Source organism: Rhizobium sp. 21-4511-3d, assembly GCF_053522545.1.
Map to the genome: position 1 here is coordinate 297,696 of NZ_JBNWCF010000007.1, position 17,116 is coordinate 314,811.

The following is a 17,116-nucleotide window of genomic DNA, read 5'->3' on the forward strand; positions in this document are numbered from 1 at the left end:
GGTAGCGTTGGAGTGATTATTTGTTCTCTTTTTGTTCTTGTCAATCACCACCCGCCTTGCTAGCCTTTTGGCCTTCACGAGGAGGCGGCGAAGGCCGATTGACGATGAGAGCACAAAACCAGAGCGAATTCACGTTCGGACCACCGGCCAGTGAAATACCGCCAAGCCGCGCCGGTGGACCGGCGCACAAGCCCTGCAACGTCTATTTCGCTCTGCGCCCAGACGAGCGCGCCGCCGAACAGGCAAGGCGGCTGGCAGGCGAGCTGCGGCGCCGCTTCGGCTTGCGGGAGAGAGCGCGGCCGAAGCGGCTGCTCCATGTCTCGCTCTGCCATCTCGGCGAATGGGACGAGATTCCGCCGAGCATGCTTTTTGACGGGCTCGCGGCGGCAGCGGCCGTGCGGATGCGGCCTTTCAAGCTGACCTTTCGCCGTGCCGTCAGTTTCCGTCAGGGCAAGCCGGCGCTCGTGCTGCGGGCCGACGAAGGACGGCAGGAGATCCTTTCGCTGCATGCGCAGCTGGCGCTGGCGCTGATGAACCGTGGTGTCAGCGTTCGGGTTCAGCCGAAACTCGAGCCGCATATGACGCTGCTTTACGACTATCGCAGCGTGCCGGAAACGATCCTGGCCGAGCCGATCGCCTGGACGGCAAGGTCCTTCGTGCTGATCAACAGCCTCACCGGCGAGGGCCGGCATGTGGACATCGAGGAATGGCCGCTGCTGGGCTAGCCTCCATTGGCGCTTGCGCCGCGCCGGTGGAGTTGCTTAAAGCTCCTGCACAGAGAATTTGGGAGTGCTGAACAGTGGATATTCGAGAGATCATCATTCCCGGCGATACGCCGGGTATCGAGTGGCGCCTGCCGGTGCTGCATTTCAAGGGCAACGATCCGCAGGCACCGAAGATCTATCTGCAGGCAGCGCTTCATTCCAACGAACTGCCGGGAACGGCCGTGCTGCATTTTCTCTGCGGCAAGCTGCGCAAGGCCGAGAGCGAGGGACGGATCGCAAGCGACATCACCGTCGTGCCGCAGGCCAATCCGATCGGCGCCGCGCAGTCGCATTTCGGCGAGATGCAGGGCCGCTTCGACTTGGGCACCCGCACCAATTTCAATCGCGATTTCCCGCTGATTTCGCTGCGGGACCGCGCCGGCCTGATCGAAAACCTTGACCGCTACCGCGCCGCCGACCGCCTGAAGCGCGAGCTGATCCACATGGCGCTCGGCGCCGATCTGGTGCTCGACCTGCATTGCGATGACGAGTCGCTGCAATATGCCTATATCGACGAGGCCTTCTGGCCGGAGGCGAGCGATCTGGCGAGCGCGCTGTCGATGGATGCCGTGCTGCTGTCGGATGGCGAAAGCTCGGCCTTCGAGGAGGCTGTCGGCTTTGCTTGGAAATACGAAGTTCCCGGCGAGAAGCGCAGCCGTCTGCCCGGCAAGCTTTCCACCACGCTCGAGCTGCGCGGCCGCCGCGATGTCTATCCCGGCATGGCAAGCGCCGATGCCGATGGGCTCCACGCATTCCTCGCCGCGCGTGGCGCGGTGACGGGCGAAACAGAGCCGCTCGCCGCCTTTGCCGGTCCAGCTGCACCGCTCGACAATATCGAGATGATCCGCACGCCGGTGGCCGGCACCGTACTCTTCCACCGCAATATCGGCGAGACGGTTTCGACCGGCGACCTGCTGGCGACCATCGTGACGAAGCCCGGCATGGCGGATGGCGAAGTCGAAGTTCGCGCTCCGCAGGCTGGCCTGATCGTGACCCGGATTTCCGACCGCCTGGTGCGCCGCCGCGGCGACCTGATGAAGATTGCCTGCGAAGCTCCGAGCACGGCGCTGCGCAAGGCCGGAACGCTGGAAGACTGATCATGGCAACGACAATTTACGGCATCAAGAACTGCGACACGATGAAGAAGGCCCGCACCTGGCTCGACGAGCACGATGCAGCCTACGACTTCCACGACTACAAGGCCTCCGGCATCGACCGGGCGCATCTGGAAGCCTGGATCGACAAGGCCGGTTGGGAAACGGTGCTCAATCGCGCCGGAACGACCTTCCGCAAGCTGCCGGATGCTGAGCGCGAAAACCTCACGCGCGAGAAGGCCATTGCCCTGATGCTGGCGCAGCCGTCGATGATCAAGCGGCCCGTGCTGGAGCATGGCGGCAAGCTGCTGATCGGCTTCAAGCCTGAGGCCTATGCCGCGGAATTCGGACAGTAATCATGTCGAAGACGACGCGCGCCACGCAGGTTCTGGCAAAGTCCGTCGTGCAATTCACCGTGCATACCTATGACTACGACCCGAATGCCGAGCGCGTCGGCCTGCAGGCCGCAGAGGCGCTCGGCGAAGAGCCGCACCGCGTGCTGAAGACGTTGATGGCCGAAGTCGACGGCAAGCCCGTCTGCGTCGTTGTGCCGTCGGACCGAGAAGTCAGCATGAAGAAGCTTGCTGCCGCATTTGGCGGCAAGACTGCCAACATGATGAAGCCCGCCGATGCCGAGCGCCTGACCGGCTATCACGTCGGCGGCATCAGCCCTTTCGGCCAGAAGAAGCTTGTTCCCACCGCCTTCGAGGAAGCGGCGCTTGCCGAGCCGCTGGTTTACATGAATGGCGGGCAGCGCGGGCTGCAGGTGAGGCTTGCGCCGGCGGATGCCGTTAAGGCGCTCAACGCCAAAGCAGCTTCGCTGATCGCCTAGGCAAACCTCTTCAGAAGCCCCGAGATCGCGCCCGCAGAGGCATCGTCGAGCTTCGAGCCGACATGCCTGTCGATCGCCTTCCCATAGACGGTCCACATCCGTTCCCGAAGGGCGCGGCCGCTGTCCGTCACGGCAACCCATCTGCCGCGGCCATCGTCCGCAAATGTCTCGCGGATCACAAAGCCCTCGCGCTCGAGACGATCGATCAGACGGGAGAGATTATATTGCGCCAACAGCGTCCGCTCTTCGATTTCGAAGGGACGCAAGCGGCCATCCTGCGCACGAACGAGCTCCCACAGAACATCATACCACCCAAGCGGCGGCATCCCCGCCTTCTTCAGGTCGGCCTCGATTGCCTGCAGCAGTTTCTGCTGGGCGCGCATGATGCCGATCCAGGCTTGGGTGACGGCATCTGGTGGGATCGTTTCTCCGGACATGAATGTGATTACATCTATCTTGACGGAGGCGGCAACCCTATTTATATGCATTTGCATCTATTTTGGAGAATCCCATGCAGAAGCTTACCCTGATCTCCCATCATCTCTGCCCCTATGTGCAACGCGCGGCGATCGCGCTCGGCGAGAAAGGCGTGCCCTTCGAGCGGATACTGATCGACCTCGCCAACAAGCCGGACTGGTTCCTGAAGATCTCGCCGCTCGGCAAGGTTCCGCTGCTGGTCATAGAAGAGGACGGAGAAAAAGCGGTGCTCTTCGAGAGCGCGGCGATCTGCGAATATCTGGACGAGACGCAACCGGGTCCAAAGCTGCATCCCGCAGATGCGCTGTCGCGCGCCCGGCATCGTGGCTGGATGGAGTTCGGCTCCTCCATACTCGCCGATCTCTGGACCTATGAGACCACAAGCGATGCGGCGCAGCTTGAGGACAAACGCAAGATCATTGCCGGAAAGTTCCAGACGATCGAGGCAGAGCTTTCGGCGGGGCCATTCTTCACGGGAGAAGACTTCAGCCTCGTCGATGCTGTCTTTGCACCGATCTTCCGCTATTTCGACGTCTTCGACACGCTGGCGGAAAGCCATATCTTCGACGGGTTGCCGAAGGTTCAGGCGTGGCGGCGCGAACTTGCGCAGCGGCCGAGCGTGCGTGCGGCAGCCTCCCCGGATTATGCTCAGCGGCTGATGGCCTTTCTCGAAAAGCACCAATCCGTGCTGCTCCGGCGGGATGCCGCCTGAGCATTTGTTCCGGCGCGGCGAATCCGAAGCGTCGAGCTTCAATTTCGCCGCAAACGGGTCTAAGTCTGCTGCCTGCAATTCTATCAGGAGGTAGCGACCATGAACTTCATGCCACAGGGCCATTCCGTCGATCCGGTGAAGCTGGACAAGCTTGCGGAGGTGGCGGTGAAGGTGGGTCTGCAGCTGCAGAAGGGCCAGGACCTGGTGATCACCGCGCCGGTGGTTGCCATACCGCTCGTCCGCCTGATCACCAAGCACGCCTACCAGGCGGGTGCCGGCCTGGTGAACTCTTTCTATTCCGATGAAGAATCCACGCTGGCGCGCTATCAGTATGGCAGCGACGAGAGCTTCGACCGGGCATCCGGCTGGCTCTACGACGGCATGGCGAAAGCCTATGCCAACAATGCCGCGCGCCTTGCGATCGCCGGCGACAATCCCATGCTGCTGTCGGAGCAGGATCCGGGCAAGGTGAGCCGCGCCAACCGCGCCAATTCGACCGCCTACAAGCCGGCGCTCGAGAAGATTTCGAATTTCGACATCAACTGGAACATCGTTTCCTACCCGAACCCTTCCTGGGCCAAGCTGGTCTTCCCGAACGATCCGGAAGCGATTGCGGTCGCGAAGCTTGCCAAGGCAATCTTCGCCGCCTCGCGCGTCGATCTGGACGATCCGATCGCCGCCTGGGCCGAGCATAATGCCAACCTGCGCAAGCGTTCGGCCTGGCTGAACGGTCAGCGCTTCTCGGCGCTGCATTTCCAGGGACCGGGCACCGACCTGACCGTCGGCCTCGCTGACGGCCACGAATGGCATGGCGGCGCATCAACGGCGAAGAACGGCATCACCTGCAACCCGAATATCCCAACCGAGGAAGTATTCACCACGCCGCATGCGCTGCGCGTCGAGGGCCATGTGTCGAGCACCAAGCCGCTGTCTCACCAGGGCACGCTGATCGACAACATCCAGGTGCATTTCGAAGGCGGCCGCATCGTCGAGGCGAAGGCAACGCGCGGTGCCGAAGTGCTGAACAAGGTGCTCGATACCGACGAAGGCGCACGCCGTCTCGGCGAAGTGGCGCTGGTGCCGCATTCATCGCCGATTTCGGCGAGCGGCATCCTGTTCTATAACACGCTGTTCGACGAAAATGCCTCGTGCCACATCGCGCTCGGCCAGTGCTATTCGAAGTGCTTCCTCGATGGCGCCAACCTGACCCAGGATCAGATCAAGGCGCAGGGCGGCAATTCCAGCCTGATCCATATCGACTGGATGATCGGTTCCGACAAGGTCGATATCGACGGCATCAACCCGGATGGATCGCGCGTGCCTGTCATGCGCAAGGGCGAGTGGGCCTGAGCGGCCCGGCGTCATATCTCCGATAACGCCTTGCGGACGCGCTCCAGGTGAGCGCGCCGCCTTTCGTCCGTCGCGCGATCCATATCGTGCAGGCTCAGCATCCGGAAATCGAGCCGTTTCGAGCAGAAATTGGCGATGCCGCGCTTCAGCAGCCGGCGCACCGGATTGCCCATATAGAAATGCACCAGCCACCAGGGCGACCCTGTCGTCGTCAGCGCCCAGAGCAGCTTGATATTGGTCAGTTGCGGAACGATCCGCCCGCCGGCAGGATCATGCGTGAAGGCGACGCCCGGCACGAAGACGCGATCGAAGAAGCCCTTGAGGACCGCCGGAAAATTGAACCACCATTGCGGAAAGACGAGGATCAGGCCATCTGCCGCTTTCAGCCTTTCGACCAGGCCCGCGACGGCTGATGTATCATAGGGATCGTCGAAATATCCGCCGCGCTCACTACGGCTGAGCCGCGGATCGAAATCCTCCTCATAGAGATCGAGAAGATCTACAGTATGCCCGTCCGTAGCGAGCGTCGCCTGCGCTTCCGCAGCGACCGATGCGGCGAAGCTGTCTCTGAGCGGATGGGCAAGAACGAGCAAGATGCGCATCGAGGCTCCCTAGAACAGGCTGCCCTGTTTCGGCGGCGTTGCCGGCTCGTCCGGCTTAGCCGGGCGTTTCTTCGCTGGCTGCGGCGGGCCTCCATCGGTCGTCACAGCGCCGATACGGCCGTCCGCGAACTCGATCGAAATCCCGGCACCGGCCGACAGCATCGCGGCCTGCGAAACCGGCCGGTTCTCATCGTCCCGGATCACGGCATAGCCGCGCTTCAGAACATTCTTGTAGGACAGCGATTGCAGCACGCGGTCCTGAGCTGCTAGTTCTCCCCTCGCCCGCGTCAGCTGGTGGCGCACGGCGGTATCGCCGTGGCGGGAGAGATTTGCAAGGTGGTCGCGCATGCGGGCCGTCTGAGTGGTCAGGCGCGCAGGGACCGAAGAGAGCGTGACGCCGAAGCGCTCGACGCGGCCTTTCAGAGCATCGAGACGGCGCTCGACGATCCGCTCGGCGCGGGTCATCCGTTCGGCGAGCATCTGCCGCCGCTCGGTAATGCGATTGGAGAGCACATCTGGACGCAGATGCGATGCCGCCCGCTCGAAGCTGCGGCGCTTGTTGATGGTGTTGAGCTCCAGACCACGGCCGAGACCCGATGCCGCTTCATCGAACCGGCGGCGCGGCAGGGCAAGCAGTTGATCCAGCGACGGCAGGGCACGCATGAGCGCACGCACCGACTGGCGGCGATGATCCATCTGGCGACTGACGCAGCCCTGAAGACGGGCCGAGAGACCAGCAAGCTGCGCCTCAAGCTCGGCCCGAACAGGCACGGCCATTTCTGCGGCACCCGTCGGCGTCGGCGCACGCACGTCGGCGGCATAGTCGATCAGCGTCCAGTCGGTTTCGTGGCCGACGGCCGATATCAGCGGGATGGCGCTTTCAGCTGCGGCACGCACGACGATTTCGTCGTTGAAGCTCCAGAGATCCTCAAGGCTGCCGCCACCGCGCGCAACGATCAGCACATCCGGCCGTGGGATTTCGCCGCCGGGTTCGAAGGCATTGAAACCGCGGATGGCATTTGCCACCTCTTCGCCGGAGCCATCGCCCTGCACTTTCACCGGCCAGACGAGAACGTGGACCGGGAAGCGATCGGAAATGCGGTGCAGGATATCGCGGATGACGGCGCCGGTCGGCGAGGTCACGACGCCGATCACCTTCGGCATATAGGGCAGACGCCGCTTGCGGGCCTGATCGAACAGGCCCTCGGCGCCGAGCTTGCGCTTGCGCTCCTCGATCAGCGCCATCAGCGCGCCGGCACCGGCAGGCTCCAGCGTTTCGATGACGATCTGATATTTCGACGAGCCCGGGAAGGTGGTGACCTTGCCGGTGGCGATGACTTCCATACCCTCTTCCGGGCGGAAACGCAGGCGCGAGAACACGCCCTTCCAGATGACCGCATCGATACGCGCCCGGTCATCCTTCAGCGAGAAATAAGCATGCCCCGAGGAATGTGGCCCGCGATAACCGGAAATCTCGCCACGCACCCGCACCTGATCGAAGGCGGTCTCGACCGTGCGTTTGATCGAGCCGGAAAGCTCCGAGACCGAATATTCGGCGAGATTGGTGGGCGAATCGCTGTCGAAGACATTGCTCATGCCTTCGTTCTATCCGAAGTGCCGAAAAAGATCAGCCCGAAGATCGCGCATCGACGCGTTCCCCGGCGTCAATCCACCGGCTTGAAGAGGAAATACTGGACCCCACTCGCGGTCGCATAGGGCTGCAGGTAATTGGGGATGTTACCCTTGGCGAGCTGGGCGTAGAGGCCGTCGGGTTTCAGGCGCTGGAGCTGTTGCGACGAGATATCATCCTTGCAGAAAGCCAGGGTCGCAACGCCAGCGCCTCGCATGAAAGCTTCGGCTTCCTTCGGTTCGGCTAGCCCAATATGCAGTTCTGTCAGCATTCCGCGTGGATTGCGATGGTACGGCGCCGTGAGCACATGCTGGGCGCTGAAGCGCAGGATGGGCACGCCCATTTCATACGAGGCAACAACCATGCCCGGCGGTAGATTGGTCAATGGGGCGATAGCCTCACGCGACTTGCAGGCGGCCTCCGGATCGCTGTCATCGACGACCAGACCTTTTGCTCTGTTCGCCTGCATGGCGATGAGATCGCCGCCCACGGCCCAGGCTGCCGGAACGCTCGCGATGACCACGAGTATGTAGCAGAGCGCAGCAGCAATATTCTCGCGATCGGCGTTGGAGACCTTCCTCACGTCGACGATAAGCAGGGCCAGTGGCAGGATCGAGAGCATGTTGGAATAGGCCGCGCCCCGTACCTGGACCAGAGCGATCGCCAAATTCACCCCAAGCATGAAAAACAAGATCAGATGAATTTCGACCCGGTCGCGCTGAATGATGCGGAAAATGCATGCTGCGAGGCCGAGGAAGCCAGTCGCGTAGAATGCGCCCAGGATATATGCCTCCGATCGCGACATCTCGACGAAGGAGCGCGCCTCGGAAATCGTGTTCAGCCACAATTCGACAAGCATCGGATCAAGCGTGCTCAGTGGGCTGCGCAAGCATTGCGGCGCAATGAGGAGAGCGGAGGCGCCAATGCAGGCACCGACGGCGGCAAGCACAACGAAGCGTGTGCGGCGGGAGGCCTTGCTAAAAAATGCGGCTGAAACGAACAGAAGCCCGCCGCCGATCGCCGAAAGGCTGTAAAAGCCGAGCGAGAGGTTGTCGCATGTTACCGCTGAATATTGGCTTGGCGGCACGGTGCCGAAGAAGAAAATGCTGACAAAGACCGCAATTGATAACCCGAAGGCCCTCGCCGCCCCGGCATAGATTTCGCCGTGCCAGGCCCAAGCGATGGCCACGATGATGCAGACTGACGCGACCGCCGGCGTGGTTTCGGCGCCGATGGCGATAGCCACAGCAGCACAGAAGCCGGCGACAGCCAGGCTTGAGGCTCGATACTTGTCATCAAGGAGCATGGCCAGCATCATCGCAACCAAGCCCATCTGGGCATTGTGATGATCGATGGCGCCCGGAAGGAACCGGCCGCTCGTCATGATCATGAGAAAGCTGAGGGCGAGCGATATATGCATCGCTAGGGCACCGCCAATCCGGCGCCCGGCGATTGCCATCGCAAGCATCAGCGGAAGCACGAGCGAGACTGGCCACACCGCCAATGCCAAGGCTTCCGCACGCTCACCAGCGACAAACAAACCGAAAAACTTGATCAGTGTCGCGATCGGCAGGTCAATTAGCCTGGACCAATGCATGAGCGTACCGCCGACCCCAAGACGATATTGCATGAGATCGAACCAACCTTGCCCCGCCAGAAAGTCGCGGACTTCCACGAGACGCATACCGTCATCGTTGTCAGGACCGACATAGTCCTTGGCGGAAGGGAGCTTGATAAACAGAACCGCAACGATCAGCACCGCACTATAGGCAAGCACCGATGGCCACAGACGCGAAAACAGCGTCTGAAGTTTCGCGAGCTTGCTTTCCGAAGGTGAATTGGCAGTCATCTCTGCGGCGTTCGTCATTGCGGGAATCCGTTGCCAGTTCGCGCGAGTCTATTCGAAGCCGATCAAGAAAGAGTAAAACGTCCCATCCCAGTGCATAGACCTGACTGCGTCATAGCGTCTTATTAACACTGGCTGACTTATACTGCGCCCCGGTCAAACCCGGTGAGAAGATCATGAACAGATCGCAGAACGATACTCCGACCATTGCCGTCCTCCTCCCCTGCTATAACGAGGCAGCGACGATCGGGGCCGTTGTGCGCGGGTTCAAGGCAGCGCTGCCCGAAGCGCAGATCTATGTCTATGACAACAATTCCACCGATGGTACGGCGCTGCATGCGATGCTGGCAGGCGCCAGCGTGGTGCGTGAACGGCGCCAGGGCAAAGGCCATGTTGTGCGCCGGATGTTTGCCGATATCGATGCCGATATCTATCTGATGGCCGATGGCGATGGCACCTATGCGCCCGAAGACGGCGAAGACCTGATCCGCACGCTGCTGACCGAACGCGCCGATATGGTCGTTGGCACACGCCGCAACGTCAAGGCAGATGCCGGGCGACAGGGCCATGCCTTCGGCAACCGCATTTTCAACGTGCTTTACCGGACGATCTTCGGTCCCGATTTCACCGATATCTTCTCCGGCTACCGCGCCTTCTCGCGCCGGTTCGTCAAGAGCTTCCCGGCGGTCTCCGGCGGTTTCGAGATCGAGACTGAAATGTCCGTCCATGCCTCCCGCCTGAAGCTGCCGGTCAGCGAGCTTGAGCTCGATTACGGCCGCCGCCCGGAAGGCTCGCATTCCAAGCTTTCGACCTTCAAGGATGGCGGCAAGATCCTCTGGATGTTTGCGATGCTGATGAAGGAAACCCGGCCGTTCGCCTTCTTCGGCATTATCAGCGCGTTCTTTATGCTGGCGAGCATGGGCTTCATGACGCCGGTGCTTGCCGAATATTTCGCGACCGGCCTCGTCAGCCGCATGCCGACATGGGTGCTTTCGATGGCGCTGATGATGATCTCGTTCATGCTGTTTACGGCAGGAACGATCCTCGATTCCGTTGCCCGCTCGCGTGCGGAACAGTTGCGTATCCATTACATGGCCGCAGGCAAGGTGGCCCGCCAGGTGGAAACGGCCGCCAAGGCCGCCCCCGATGTCATCACAACGCCGCGCAGACCGGCGCAGCGCAAGGCAGGTGTGGCGTGAAGAAGCTGCTGCGCTTCGGCATTGCCGGTGGCATCGGCTTTGTCGTCGATGCCGGGCTGCTGACGCTGCTCCTGCATTTCACGCCGCTCGGCCCCTTCATCGCGCGGCTGATCGCCATCGCCGTCGCGATGGTGGCGACCTGGATTTTCAACCGGACCTTCACCTTCGACCGCTCGCCGCATTCGCTTGCCGTCGAGGGCTTTCGTTACGGCTCGGTCGGCATCACCTCCGCGCTCGTCAACTACGGCCTCTACGCCGCTCTGCTGCTGACCATTCCGGCGTTGCAGCCGCTCGCGGCGCTGGTGCTTGCCACCGCCGCGTCGATGTTCTTCAGCTTTTTCGGCTATTCCCGCTTCGTCTTCCGCAGCGAGTGATTAGACCGGCTCCCAGCCGTCCTTCTCGCTGGCGCGATAGATCGCGTCGATCACCTTCTGGTTCAGCCTGGAATTTTCCAGCGTGACGATCTCTTCCTGCTCGCCCTTGGCGGCGCGGGCGAAGGCTTCGGCCTGCTTGCGGTACTGGCGGCTGTCCTGGAAGCGGAAGATGGTGGACTGGTTGTGGCCGCGATTGCTGAGTTCGATCTCCTCTGGGCCCCAGCGGTCGGCGTTGAAGGGCGACTTGACCTCGATGAAGCCTTCGGTGCCATGGAAAACCATCAGCTGGCGATTGGCCATCTGCGTCGAGATGTAGAAACTCAGTTCGAAGTCACCGAAGTCGGCCTTGACGCTTGAATAGATGTCGGTGCCGAATTCCGGGTCGCGCTCGGTGACGGCCTGGATGCGCAGCGGCTCCTTGCCGGTGGAGAAGCGCGTGCTGATCGTGGGGTAGACGCCAATGTCAGGCAGACCGCCACCGCCGAGCTCGGGGATGTTGCGCATGTTGCCGGGGTCGCGGTTGAAGTAAGTGAAGACGCCCTGAACATGGCGCAGCTTGCCGATCGCGCCTTCGGCGATCAGCGAGCGCACCTTCCGCCAGACGGGAGCGTAGGTGACCATGAAGGCTTCCGAGATGATCACCTTGTTGCGATCGCGCGCGGCAATCAGGCCGTCTATTTCTGCCGCCTTCAGCGCAATCGGCTTTTCGCAGAGCACGTGCTTGCCGGCATCGGCCGCCTTGATGGCCCATTCGATATGCTGCGAAGTCGGCAGCGGAATGTAGACAGCGTCGATCTTGTCGGATGCCAGCATCTCCTCGTAGGAGCCGAAGGCATGCGGTGCCGAAAAGCGGTCCGCCATATCGCGGGCACGCGCCAGATCGCGGCTGGCGACGGCCGCAACGACGCAGTTCTCGGCGTCCTGAATAGCCGGCACGACCGCGTCGCGGCCGATCTTTGCGGTGGAAATGATGCCAAAACGCAGCATGGATGAAGCCTCCCGAATGTTGATTGCGGGCACATTATTCACCCCGGGCCGGGCAGGCAATGGCGCGGCGAAAGATCACGAAAGTTTGGTTTCCTTCAGCCGGAAGCTGCACTAGTTTATCTCACGGCGGCGTTCTGCCGCGTTCGCACTTTCAAATAAATCAGCACTTTAGGAGAGCGCCATGAATATGCGCCGGCTTGGAAAAACAGGTCTTTCCGTCTCCCCGATCGTCTTCGGCGGCAACGTTTTCGGCTGGACCGCAGACGAGAAGACGTCCTTCGACATTCTGGATGCCTTCTTCGATGCGGGTCTCAACACCATCGACACGGCGGATGTCTATTCGGCCTGGGTTCCCGGCAACAAGGGTGGCGATTCCGAAGAGATCATCGGCCGCTGGCTGAAGAAGGGCAAGGTTTCGCGCGACAAGGCTGTCATCATCACCAAGGTCGGCTCGGACATGGGCCGGGGCAAGACGCTGAAGGAGCAGTACATCCTGAAGGCTGTGGAAGACTCCCTGCGCCGCCTGCAGACCGATTACATCGACGTCTATCTCTCGCATTGGCCGGACGCCGATACACCGCACGAGGAAAGCCTCACCGCCTATGCCAAGCTGAAGCAGCAGGGCAAGATCCGCTCCTTCGGTTGCTCCAACTATGATGCCGCGCTGCTGCAGGCATCCTTCGATGCCGCAGAGAAAGCCGGACTGCCGCGTTACGATGTACTGCAGCCGGAATATAACCTCTATGAACGCGCCAGCTTCGAAGGGCCGCTCGCCGAGCTCTGCGTTAAGGAAGATATCGGGGTCATCACCTATTTCAGCCTGGCGGCAGGCTTCCTGACCGGCAAATATCGCAGCAAGGCCGATACCGAGGGCCGGGCGCGCGAAGGCCGAGTGTCGCAATATCTCGATGCCAAGGGCATGAGTATTCTCGATGCGCTGGACAAGGTCTCCGCAGAAACCGGCGCCAAGCCAGCCGAGATCGCGCTTGCCTGGCTTCTGAACAAGAAGGGCGTGACGGCGCCGATCGCCAGTGCTACCAGCCTGTCGCAACTGGAAAGCCTTGCGAAGGCTGCCAAGCTCACGCTGTCAGGCGAAGCGATGGCGCTGCTCGACAAGGCCGGAGCCTGAGGAGAGCACCGATGACCGTGACCATCCGGGACGCAAGACCCGAAGACGAGAACCGCTGGCGGGCACTCTGGAAGGATTATCTCGATTTCTACGACGTCACGGTCGACGAGAGCATCAGCGATTCCACCTGGCGCCGGGTTTTCGATCCGGCGTCGGCGATCTTCATGCGCGTCGCAGAGATCGACGGCAATGTCGTGGGCTTCACGCTGTCGCTAACCCATGAGGGAACGTGGATCCACGGCAAGGATTGCTATCTCGAAGATCTCTTCGTCAATGGCACCATCCGCGGCAAAGGCGTTGGCCGGGCGCTGCTCGACGATCTCGTTGCGCTCTGCAAGGCCAATGGCTGGTCGCGGCTCTACTGGCATACGAGCGAGAGCAATGCCCGGGCACGGTCGCTCTACGACAGCTATGTCGAGAATGACGGGCACATCCGCTATCGCATCAATTTCTGAGCGGCGGGAAATCCGGGTAGAATTCCGAGTGATCGCCATCCCAGTTCGCCATGCCCCGCTTGGTCAGGATGCCGCGCGGGCGGACATAGCTCTGTATGGTACGGCGCGGGCGCTCATGCCACTGGATGTTGAAAGCCCATAGTTTCGGGAAGAAGCAGAGCGCCGCATAAGGCAAATGGTCGTGAATCCACCAGGCGAGGCGCTGCCAATCGCTCTCGCCGCTGTAGCTGTCGACAAGCCAGGGAACGGCGACACAGGCGGTTGCGCCCATGCAGCCGTCGAAATCCCTGAGATCCCATATGTGGTCGGCGGCCGTTGCGGCGTTCGAGGAGCAGTTGAGCTTGTTCCTGTTGCCGAACTCGTTGACCGCGGCGGAGCGGTAGCCGGAGCGGATGTGCAGCCGGCCGAAGGTCGCCTGCAGCGGCTCCAGCAGCTCTTCGCAGAGCCTCTTGCCTGCTTCGATCGCCAAGTCCGGATCGTCAGGGATATTGGGTATGCGGTAGAAGTCGGCGATCTCGGAATGCAGGAAGTCGCGAAAGAAGAAATTCTTGGAGAGCCGGGCGCGGCCCATGTCTTCCAGCGCTTTCATCGATCCCGGTTTTTTCATCGGTTTCCTCCGTTGATATCGGCGAGCATCGGCGGATTCGCAGGAAGGCGCCACCCGATTTCTTGGAACGTTCGGCTGAGCCCGCGCTTCGGAAGTCAGGAATCCCGGCGAAGATCGGCATGGTTCGGGTATAGCTTTGGGCCGAACCGCCCAAAGTAGATCACTCGCAACTTACAATGTAAGTTTCGGTTTCATTTTCGCACAACCCGCCTTCTCATTACTTACATTAGCTCTAGTTAAACTTCCCAGTGAGAAGGGGAGTTGCCCATGCCTTTGGCAAGACGGGACGGGAAGAACAATACTGCGGCAAGCCTGGCCGAGATCGAAGGACGCATGCTGGTACTCGAGGTCGTGGCAATGACGTCTCTGGCGATGGTGCTCGATACATCCGAGCCCGAGAAGGCCGATATCGGCCGGGGCGTGCTTTATCTGATCCGCGAGGCGGTCGAGAACAAATGCGCGGAGATGGACCTCTCCGAGGATGCCACTTCGACGGCGCGCGACTATGTCGATGAACTGTTGAACACGGCGATGCACTCGCTGTTTCCAGAGAGGCATTAAAAAAACCCGCGGCGAGCGCGGGTTTTTCTTTTCCGTTCTGATGGTCTTAGCTGCGAAGCACGCCACCGGTGAACTTTGTCACGCTGGCGATGATCTTCTGCGTCAGCGCCTCGAAATCCTCGTCGGTCAGCGTACGCTCGACCGGCTGGATCTGAACTTCGATCGCCACAGACTTCTTGCCCTCACCCAGCGAGGCGCCTTCGAAGATGTCGAAGACGTTGACGCCGGTGATCAGCTTGCGGTCGACGCCGCTTGCGGCCTTCAGGATCGCGCCGGCTTCCACCGACTTGTCGACGACGAAAGCGAAATCGCGCTTCACCGCCTGGAAGGCCGAAAGCTCCAGCGCCGGCTTGGTGCGCGTCGCCTTCTTCTTCGGCTCGGGCATGGCATCGACATAGACTTCGAAGCCGCAGAGGGCGCCGGAGACATCGAGCGCTTCGAGCGTCGAGGGATGGAACTCGCCGAAATAGCCGAGAACGACCTTCGGACCCATCTTGACCGTGCCGGAACGGCCCGGGTGATACCATTCGGGGCCGCCCTGCTCGATCTGGATATTGCCCATCGGCAGGCCGCAGGCTTCGATCACGGCGAGCGCATCGGCCTTGGCCTCGAAAACGTCGACCGGCTTGCCGCCACCCTTCGAAGCGTTAGACCACATGCGGCCGGCACCGGCCATCGTTGCCGTGCCGCGGCGGATACCGCCGGCAACACGGCGCTGGCCTTCCGGCCGGTCGTTTTCATAGGTGCCGGAGACTTCGAAGATCGCGACGTCGCCATAGCCCTTGTCGGCATTGCGCTGGGCAGCGGTCAGCAGGCCCGGCAGCAGCGAGGGGCGCATGTCGGACATTTCGGCAGCGATCGGATTGGCGAGCTTCAGCGCCGGCAATCCGCCGCCGAAGAGCTTCGCCTGATCTTCGGAAATGAAGGACCAGGTGACTGCTTCCAGCATGCCGCGCGAAGCGAGCGCCCGCTTGGCAACGCGGGTGCGGATCTGCAGCGTCGTCAGGATGCGGCCGTTGACCGCCGCGTGGCTTTCCAGCGGTGCCGGCTTGATCTTGTCGACGCCGTGGATGCGCATGATTTCCTCGACGAGATCGGCCTTGCCATCGACGTCAGGACGCCACGAGGGAACGGCAACCGAAACGCGCTCGCCGGAACCCGAAACCTGGAAGCCAAGGCGGGTCAGTATAGCGTTGCTTTCCTCGGTCGAGACTTCCAGGCCGGTCAGGCGCTTGACCTCCGCATAGGGGAAATCGACCACCTTCGGCTGGTAACCCTTATAGCCCACGACTTCAGCCTTAGCCGGCTTACCACCGCAGAGTTCGAGCACCAGTTCGGTGGTGCGTTCGAGACCCGGGATCATGTATTCCGGGTCGACGCCGCGCTCAAAGCGGTAACGGGCATCTGTGATGATGCCGAGGCCGCGGCCGGACTTCGCGATGTTCATCGGATCCCAGAGCGCGGATTCGATCAGCACGTCGACGGTGTTCTCGTCGCAACCGGAATGTTCGCCACCCATGATGCCGCCAATCGACTCGACGCCGTTTTCATCGGCGATAACGACGTTGTTGCTGCCGAGCTTGTATTCGCGCTGGTCGAGCGCCAGCACCGTCTCGCCATCCTTGGCGCGGCGGACCGTCAGGTTGCCTTTGACCTTGGCGGCGTCGAAGACGTGCATCGGACGGCCCTGGTCGAAGGTCATGTAGTTGGTGATATCGACGAGCGAATTGATCGGACGCAGGCCGATAGCGAGCAGCCGCTGCTGCATCCACTTGGGGCTTGGGCCATTCTTCACGCCACGCACGACGCGCAGGCCGAAGCCCGGGCAGAGCTTCTCGTCATCGAGATCGAGCGTCAGCTTGACCGGCGTCTCACCTTCGACCGCGAAAGACGGCGCGGGGCGGGTCTTCAGCGTGCCGAGGCCTGAGGCGGCCAGATCGCGGGCGATGCCGTAGATCGAGGTGCAGTCCGGACGGTTCGGCGTGAGATTGATCTCGATAACCGGATCATCGAGATGGGCGTAAGCGGCGAAGGAGGTTCCGACCGGCGCATCCGCAGGCAGATCGATGATGCCGTCGTGATCGTCGGACATGTTGAGCTCCTTTTCGGAGCACATCATGCCATGGCTTTCGACGCCACGGATCTTGCCGACGCCGAGCGTCACGTCGATGCCGGGGACATAATCTCCCGGCCGTGCCAGCGCGCCGACGAGACCGGCGCGCGCATTCGGCGCACCGCAGACGATCTGCAGCGGCTTGCCGCCGTTGACGTCAGGGCCGGCATCGACCGACAGCACCTTCAGGCGATCGGCTTCCGGATGCTTTTCAGCCGACAGAACCCTGGCGATGACGAAGGGCTTGTAAGCCGCCTTGTCATCGACATCCTCGACCTCAAGGCCGATTTCCGTCAGGCGGGTGCAGATTTCATCGAGCGTGGCATCCGTTTCCAGATGATCCTTGAGCCAGGAGAGCGTGAATTTCATAGGTCCAATCCTCCC

18 protein-coding genes are annotated in these 17,116 nt (G+C 61.6%); 11 read left to right on the forward strand and 7 right to left on the reverse strand.

What is annotated here, in order from left to right; all coding sequences use genetic code 11:
* Nucleotides 1-104 precede the first annotated feature (104 nt).
* The 4 genes from ACQZ5H_RS17735 (at nt 105) to ybaK (ending at nt 2,690) form a co-directional block, all read left to right on the forward strand.
* Entirely contained in the window at nt 105-725 is a 621-nt protein-coding gene (locus tag ACQZ5H_RS17735; protein ID WP_449098547.1) for a 2'-5' RNA ligase family protein, read from the forward strand.
* A gap of 74 nt (nt 726-799) precedes the next feature.
* Complete coding sequence (locus tag ACQZ5H_RS17740; protein ID WP_449098548.1) at nt 800-1,861, forward strand: peptidase M14; 1,062 nt, start codon at nt 800-802, stop codon at nt 1,859-1,861.
* 2 nt (nt 1,862-1,863) lie between these two features.
* Nucleotides 1,864-2,214 (forward strand): ArsC family reductase, encoded by a 351-nt coding sequence (locus ACQZ5H_RS17745; RefSeq protein ID WP_130279281.1) that lies wholly within the window; start codon nt 1,864-1,866, stop codon nt 2,212-2,214.
* A gap of 2 nt (nt 2,215-2,216) precedes the next feature.
* The gene (gene ybaK / locus ACQZ5H_RS17750) at nt 2,217-2,690 is read left to right on the forward strand and encodes a Cys-tRNA(Pro) deacylase (RefSeq protein ID WP_449098549.1); all 474 of its coding nucleotides are present in this window, start codon (nt 2,217-2,219) and stop codon (nt 2,688-2,690) included.
* On the opposite strand, the gene ACQZ5H_RS17755 is transcribed toward ybaK, so the two are convergent.
* The gene (locus ACQZ5H_RS17755; protein ID WP_449098550.1) at nt 2,687-3,127 is read right to left on the reverse strand and encodes a MarR family winged helix-turn-helix transcriptional regulator; all 441 of its coding nucleotides are present in this window, start codon (nt 3,125-3,127) and stop codon (nt 2,687-2,689) included. The two genes, ybaK and ACQZ5H_RS17755, sit on opposite strands and share 4 nt — an antisense overlap.
* A gap of 74 nt (nt 3,128-3,201) precedes the next feature.
* On the opposite strand from ACQZ5H_RS17755, the gene ACQZ5H_RS17760 reads away from it, so the two are divergent.
* Both ACQZ5H_RS17760 and ACQZ5H_RS17765 read left to right on the forward strand, forming a co-directional pair.
* On the forward strand, nt 3,202-3,879 hold the full coding sequence (locus ACQZ5H_RS17760) for a glutathione S-transferase family protein (protein ID WP_449098551.1): 678 nt from the start codon (nt 3,202-3,204) through the stop codon (nt 3,877-3,879).
* A 99-nt stretch (nt 3,880-3,978) separates the two neighbouring features.
* Nucleotides 3,979-5,229 (forward strand): aminopeptidase, encoded by a 1,251-nt coding sequence (locus ACQZ5H_RS17765; protein WP_130279285.1) that lies wholly within the window; start codon nt 3,979-3,981, stop codon nt 5,227-5,229.
* 11 nt (nt 5,230-5,240) lie between these two features.
* Here the strand turns inward: ACQZ5H_RS17765 and ACQZ5H_RS17770 are convergent, their stop codons facing one another.
* The 3 genes from ACQZ5H_RS17770 to ACQZ5H_RS17780 form a co-directional block, all read right to left on the reverse strand.
* A complete protein-coding gene (locus ACQZ5H_RS17770; protein WP_449098552.1) occupies nt 5,241-5,831 on the reverse strand; it encodes an NAD(P)H-dependent oxidoreductase in 591 nt (196 codons plus the stop codon).
* A gap of 9 nt (nt 5,832-5,840) precedes the next feature.
* Nucleotides 5,841-7,427, reverse strand: coding sequence for an exodeoxyribonuclease VII large subunit (xseA, locus tag ACQZ5H_RS17775; RefSeq protein WP_449098553.1), 1,587 nt, complete (start codon nt 7,425-7,427; stop codon nt 5,841-5,843).
* Between the two features lie 68 nt (nt 7,428-7,495).
* Entirely contained in the window at nt 7,496-9,328 is a 1,833-nt protein-coding gene (locus ACQZ5H_RS17780; protein ID WP_449098554.1) for a hypothetical protein, read from the reverse strand.
* Nucleotides 9,329-9,483: 155 nt separating this feature from the next.
* On the opposite strand from ACQZ5H_RS17780, the gene ACQZ5H_RS17785 reads away from it, so the two are divergent.
* Together ACQZ5H_RS17785 and ACQZ5H_RS17790 are read left to right on the forward strand one after the other, a co-directional pair.
* Complete coding sequence (locus tag ACQZ5H_RS17785; protein WP_449098555.1) at nt 9,484-10,506, forward strand: glycosyltransferase; 1,023 nt, start codon at nt 9,484-9,486, stop codon at nt 10,504-10,506.
* A complete protein-coding gene (locus tag ACQZ5H_RS17790; protein ID WP_112713935.1) occupies nt 10,503-10,880 on the forward strand; it encodes a GtrA family protein in 378 nt (125 codons plus the stop codon). The genes ACQZ5H_RS17785 and ACQZ5H_RS17790 overlap by 4 nt, the downstream gene beginning before the upstream one ends.
* On the opposite strand, the gene ACQZ5H_RS17795 is transcribed toward ACQZ5H_RS17790, so the two are convergent.
* On the reverse strand, nt 10,881-11,867 hold the full coding sequence (locus ACQZ5H_RS17795; RefSeq protein WP_449098556.1) for a Gfo/Idh/MocA family protein: 987 nt from the start codon (nt 11,865-11,867) through the stop codon (nt 10,881-10,883).
* A 181-nt stretch (nt 11,868-12,048) separates the two neighbouring features.
* On the opposite strand from ACQZ5H_RS17795, the gene ACQZ5H_RS17800 reads away from it, so the two are divergent.
* Nucleotides 12,049-12,996, forward strand: a complete 948-nt coding sequence (locus tag ACQZ5H_RS17800; RefSeq protein WP_449098557.1) for an aldo/keto reductase — start codon at nt 12,049-12,051, stop codon at nt 12,994-12,996.
* A gap of 11 nt (nt 12,997-13,007) precedes the next feature.
* On the forward strand, nt 13,008-13,451 hold the full coding sequence (locus tag ACQZ5H_RS17805; protein ID WP_449098558.1) for an N-acetyltransferase family protein: 444 nt from the start codon (nt 13,008-13,010) through the stop codon (nt 13,449-13,451).
* On the opposite strand, the gene ACQZ5H_RS17810 is transcribed toward ACQZ5H_RS17805, so the two are convergent.
* Nucleotides 13,441-14,058 (reverse strand): hypothetical protein, encoded by a 618-nt coding sequence (locus tag ACQZ5H_RS17810; protein WP_449098559.1) that lies wholly within the window; start codon nt 14,056-14,058, stop codon nt 13,441-13,443. The genes ACQZ5H_RS17805 and ACQZ5H_RS17810 overlap by 11 nt on opposite strands.
* 267 nt (nt 14,059-14,325) lie before the next feature.
* Between ACQZ5H_RS17810 and ACQZ5H_RS17815 the strand changes: the two genes are divergently transcribed.
* Entirely contained in the window at nt 14,326-14,619 is a 294-nt protein-coding gene (locus tag ACQZ5H_RS17815; protein WP_199625971.1) for a hypothetical protein, read from the forward strand.
* A 46-nt stretch (nt 14,620-14,665) separates the two neighbouring features.
* On the opposite strand, the gene pheT is transcribed toward ACQZ5H_RS17815, so the two are convergent.
* A complete protein-coding gene (gene pheT / locus ACQZ5H_RS17820) occupies nt 14,666-17,101 on the reverse strand; it encodes a phenylalanine--tRNA ligase subunit beta (protein WP_449098560.1) in 2,436 nt (811 codons plus the stop codon).
* Between the last annotated feature and the right edge of the window lie 15 nt (nt 17,102-17,116).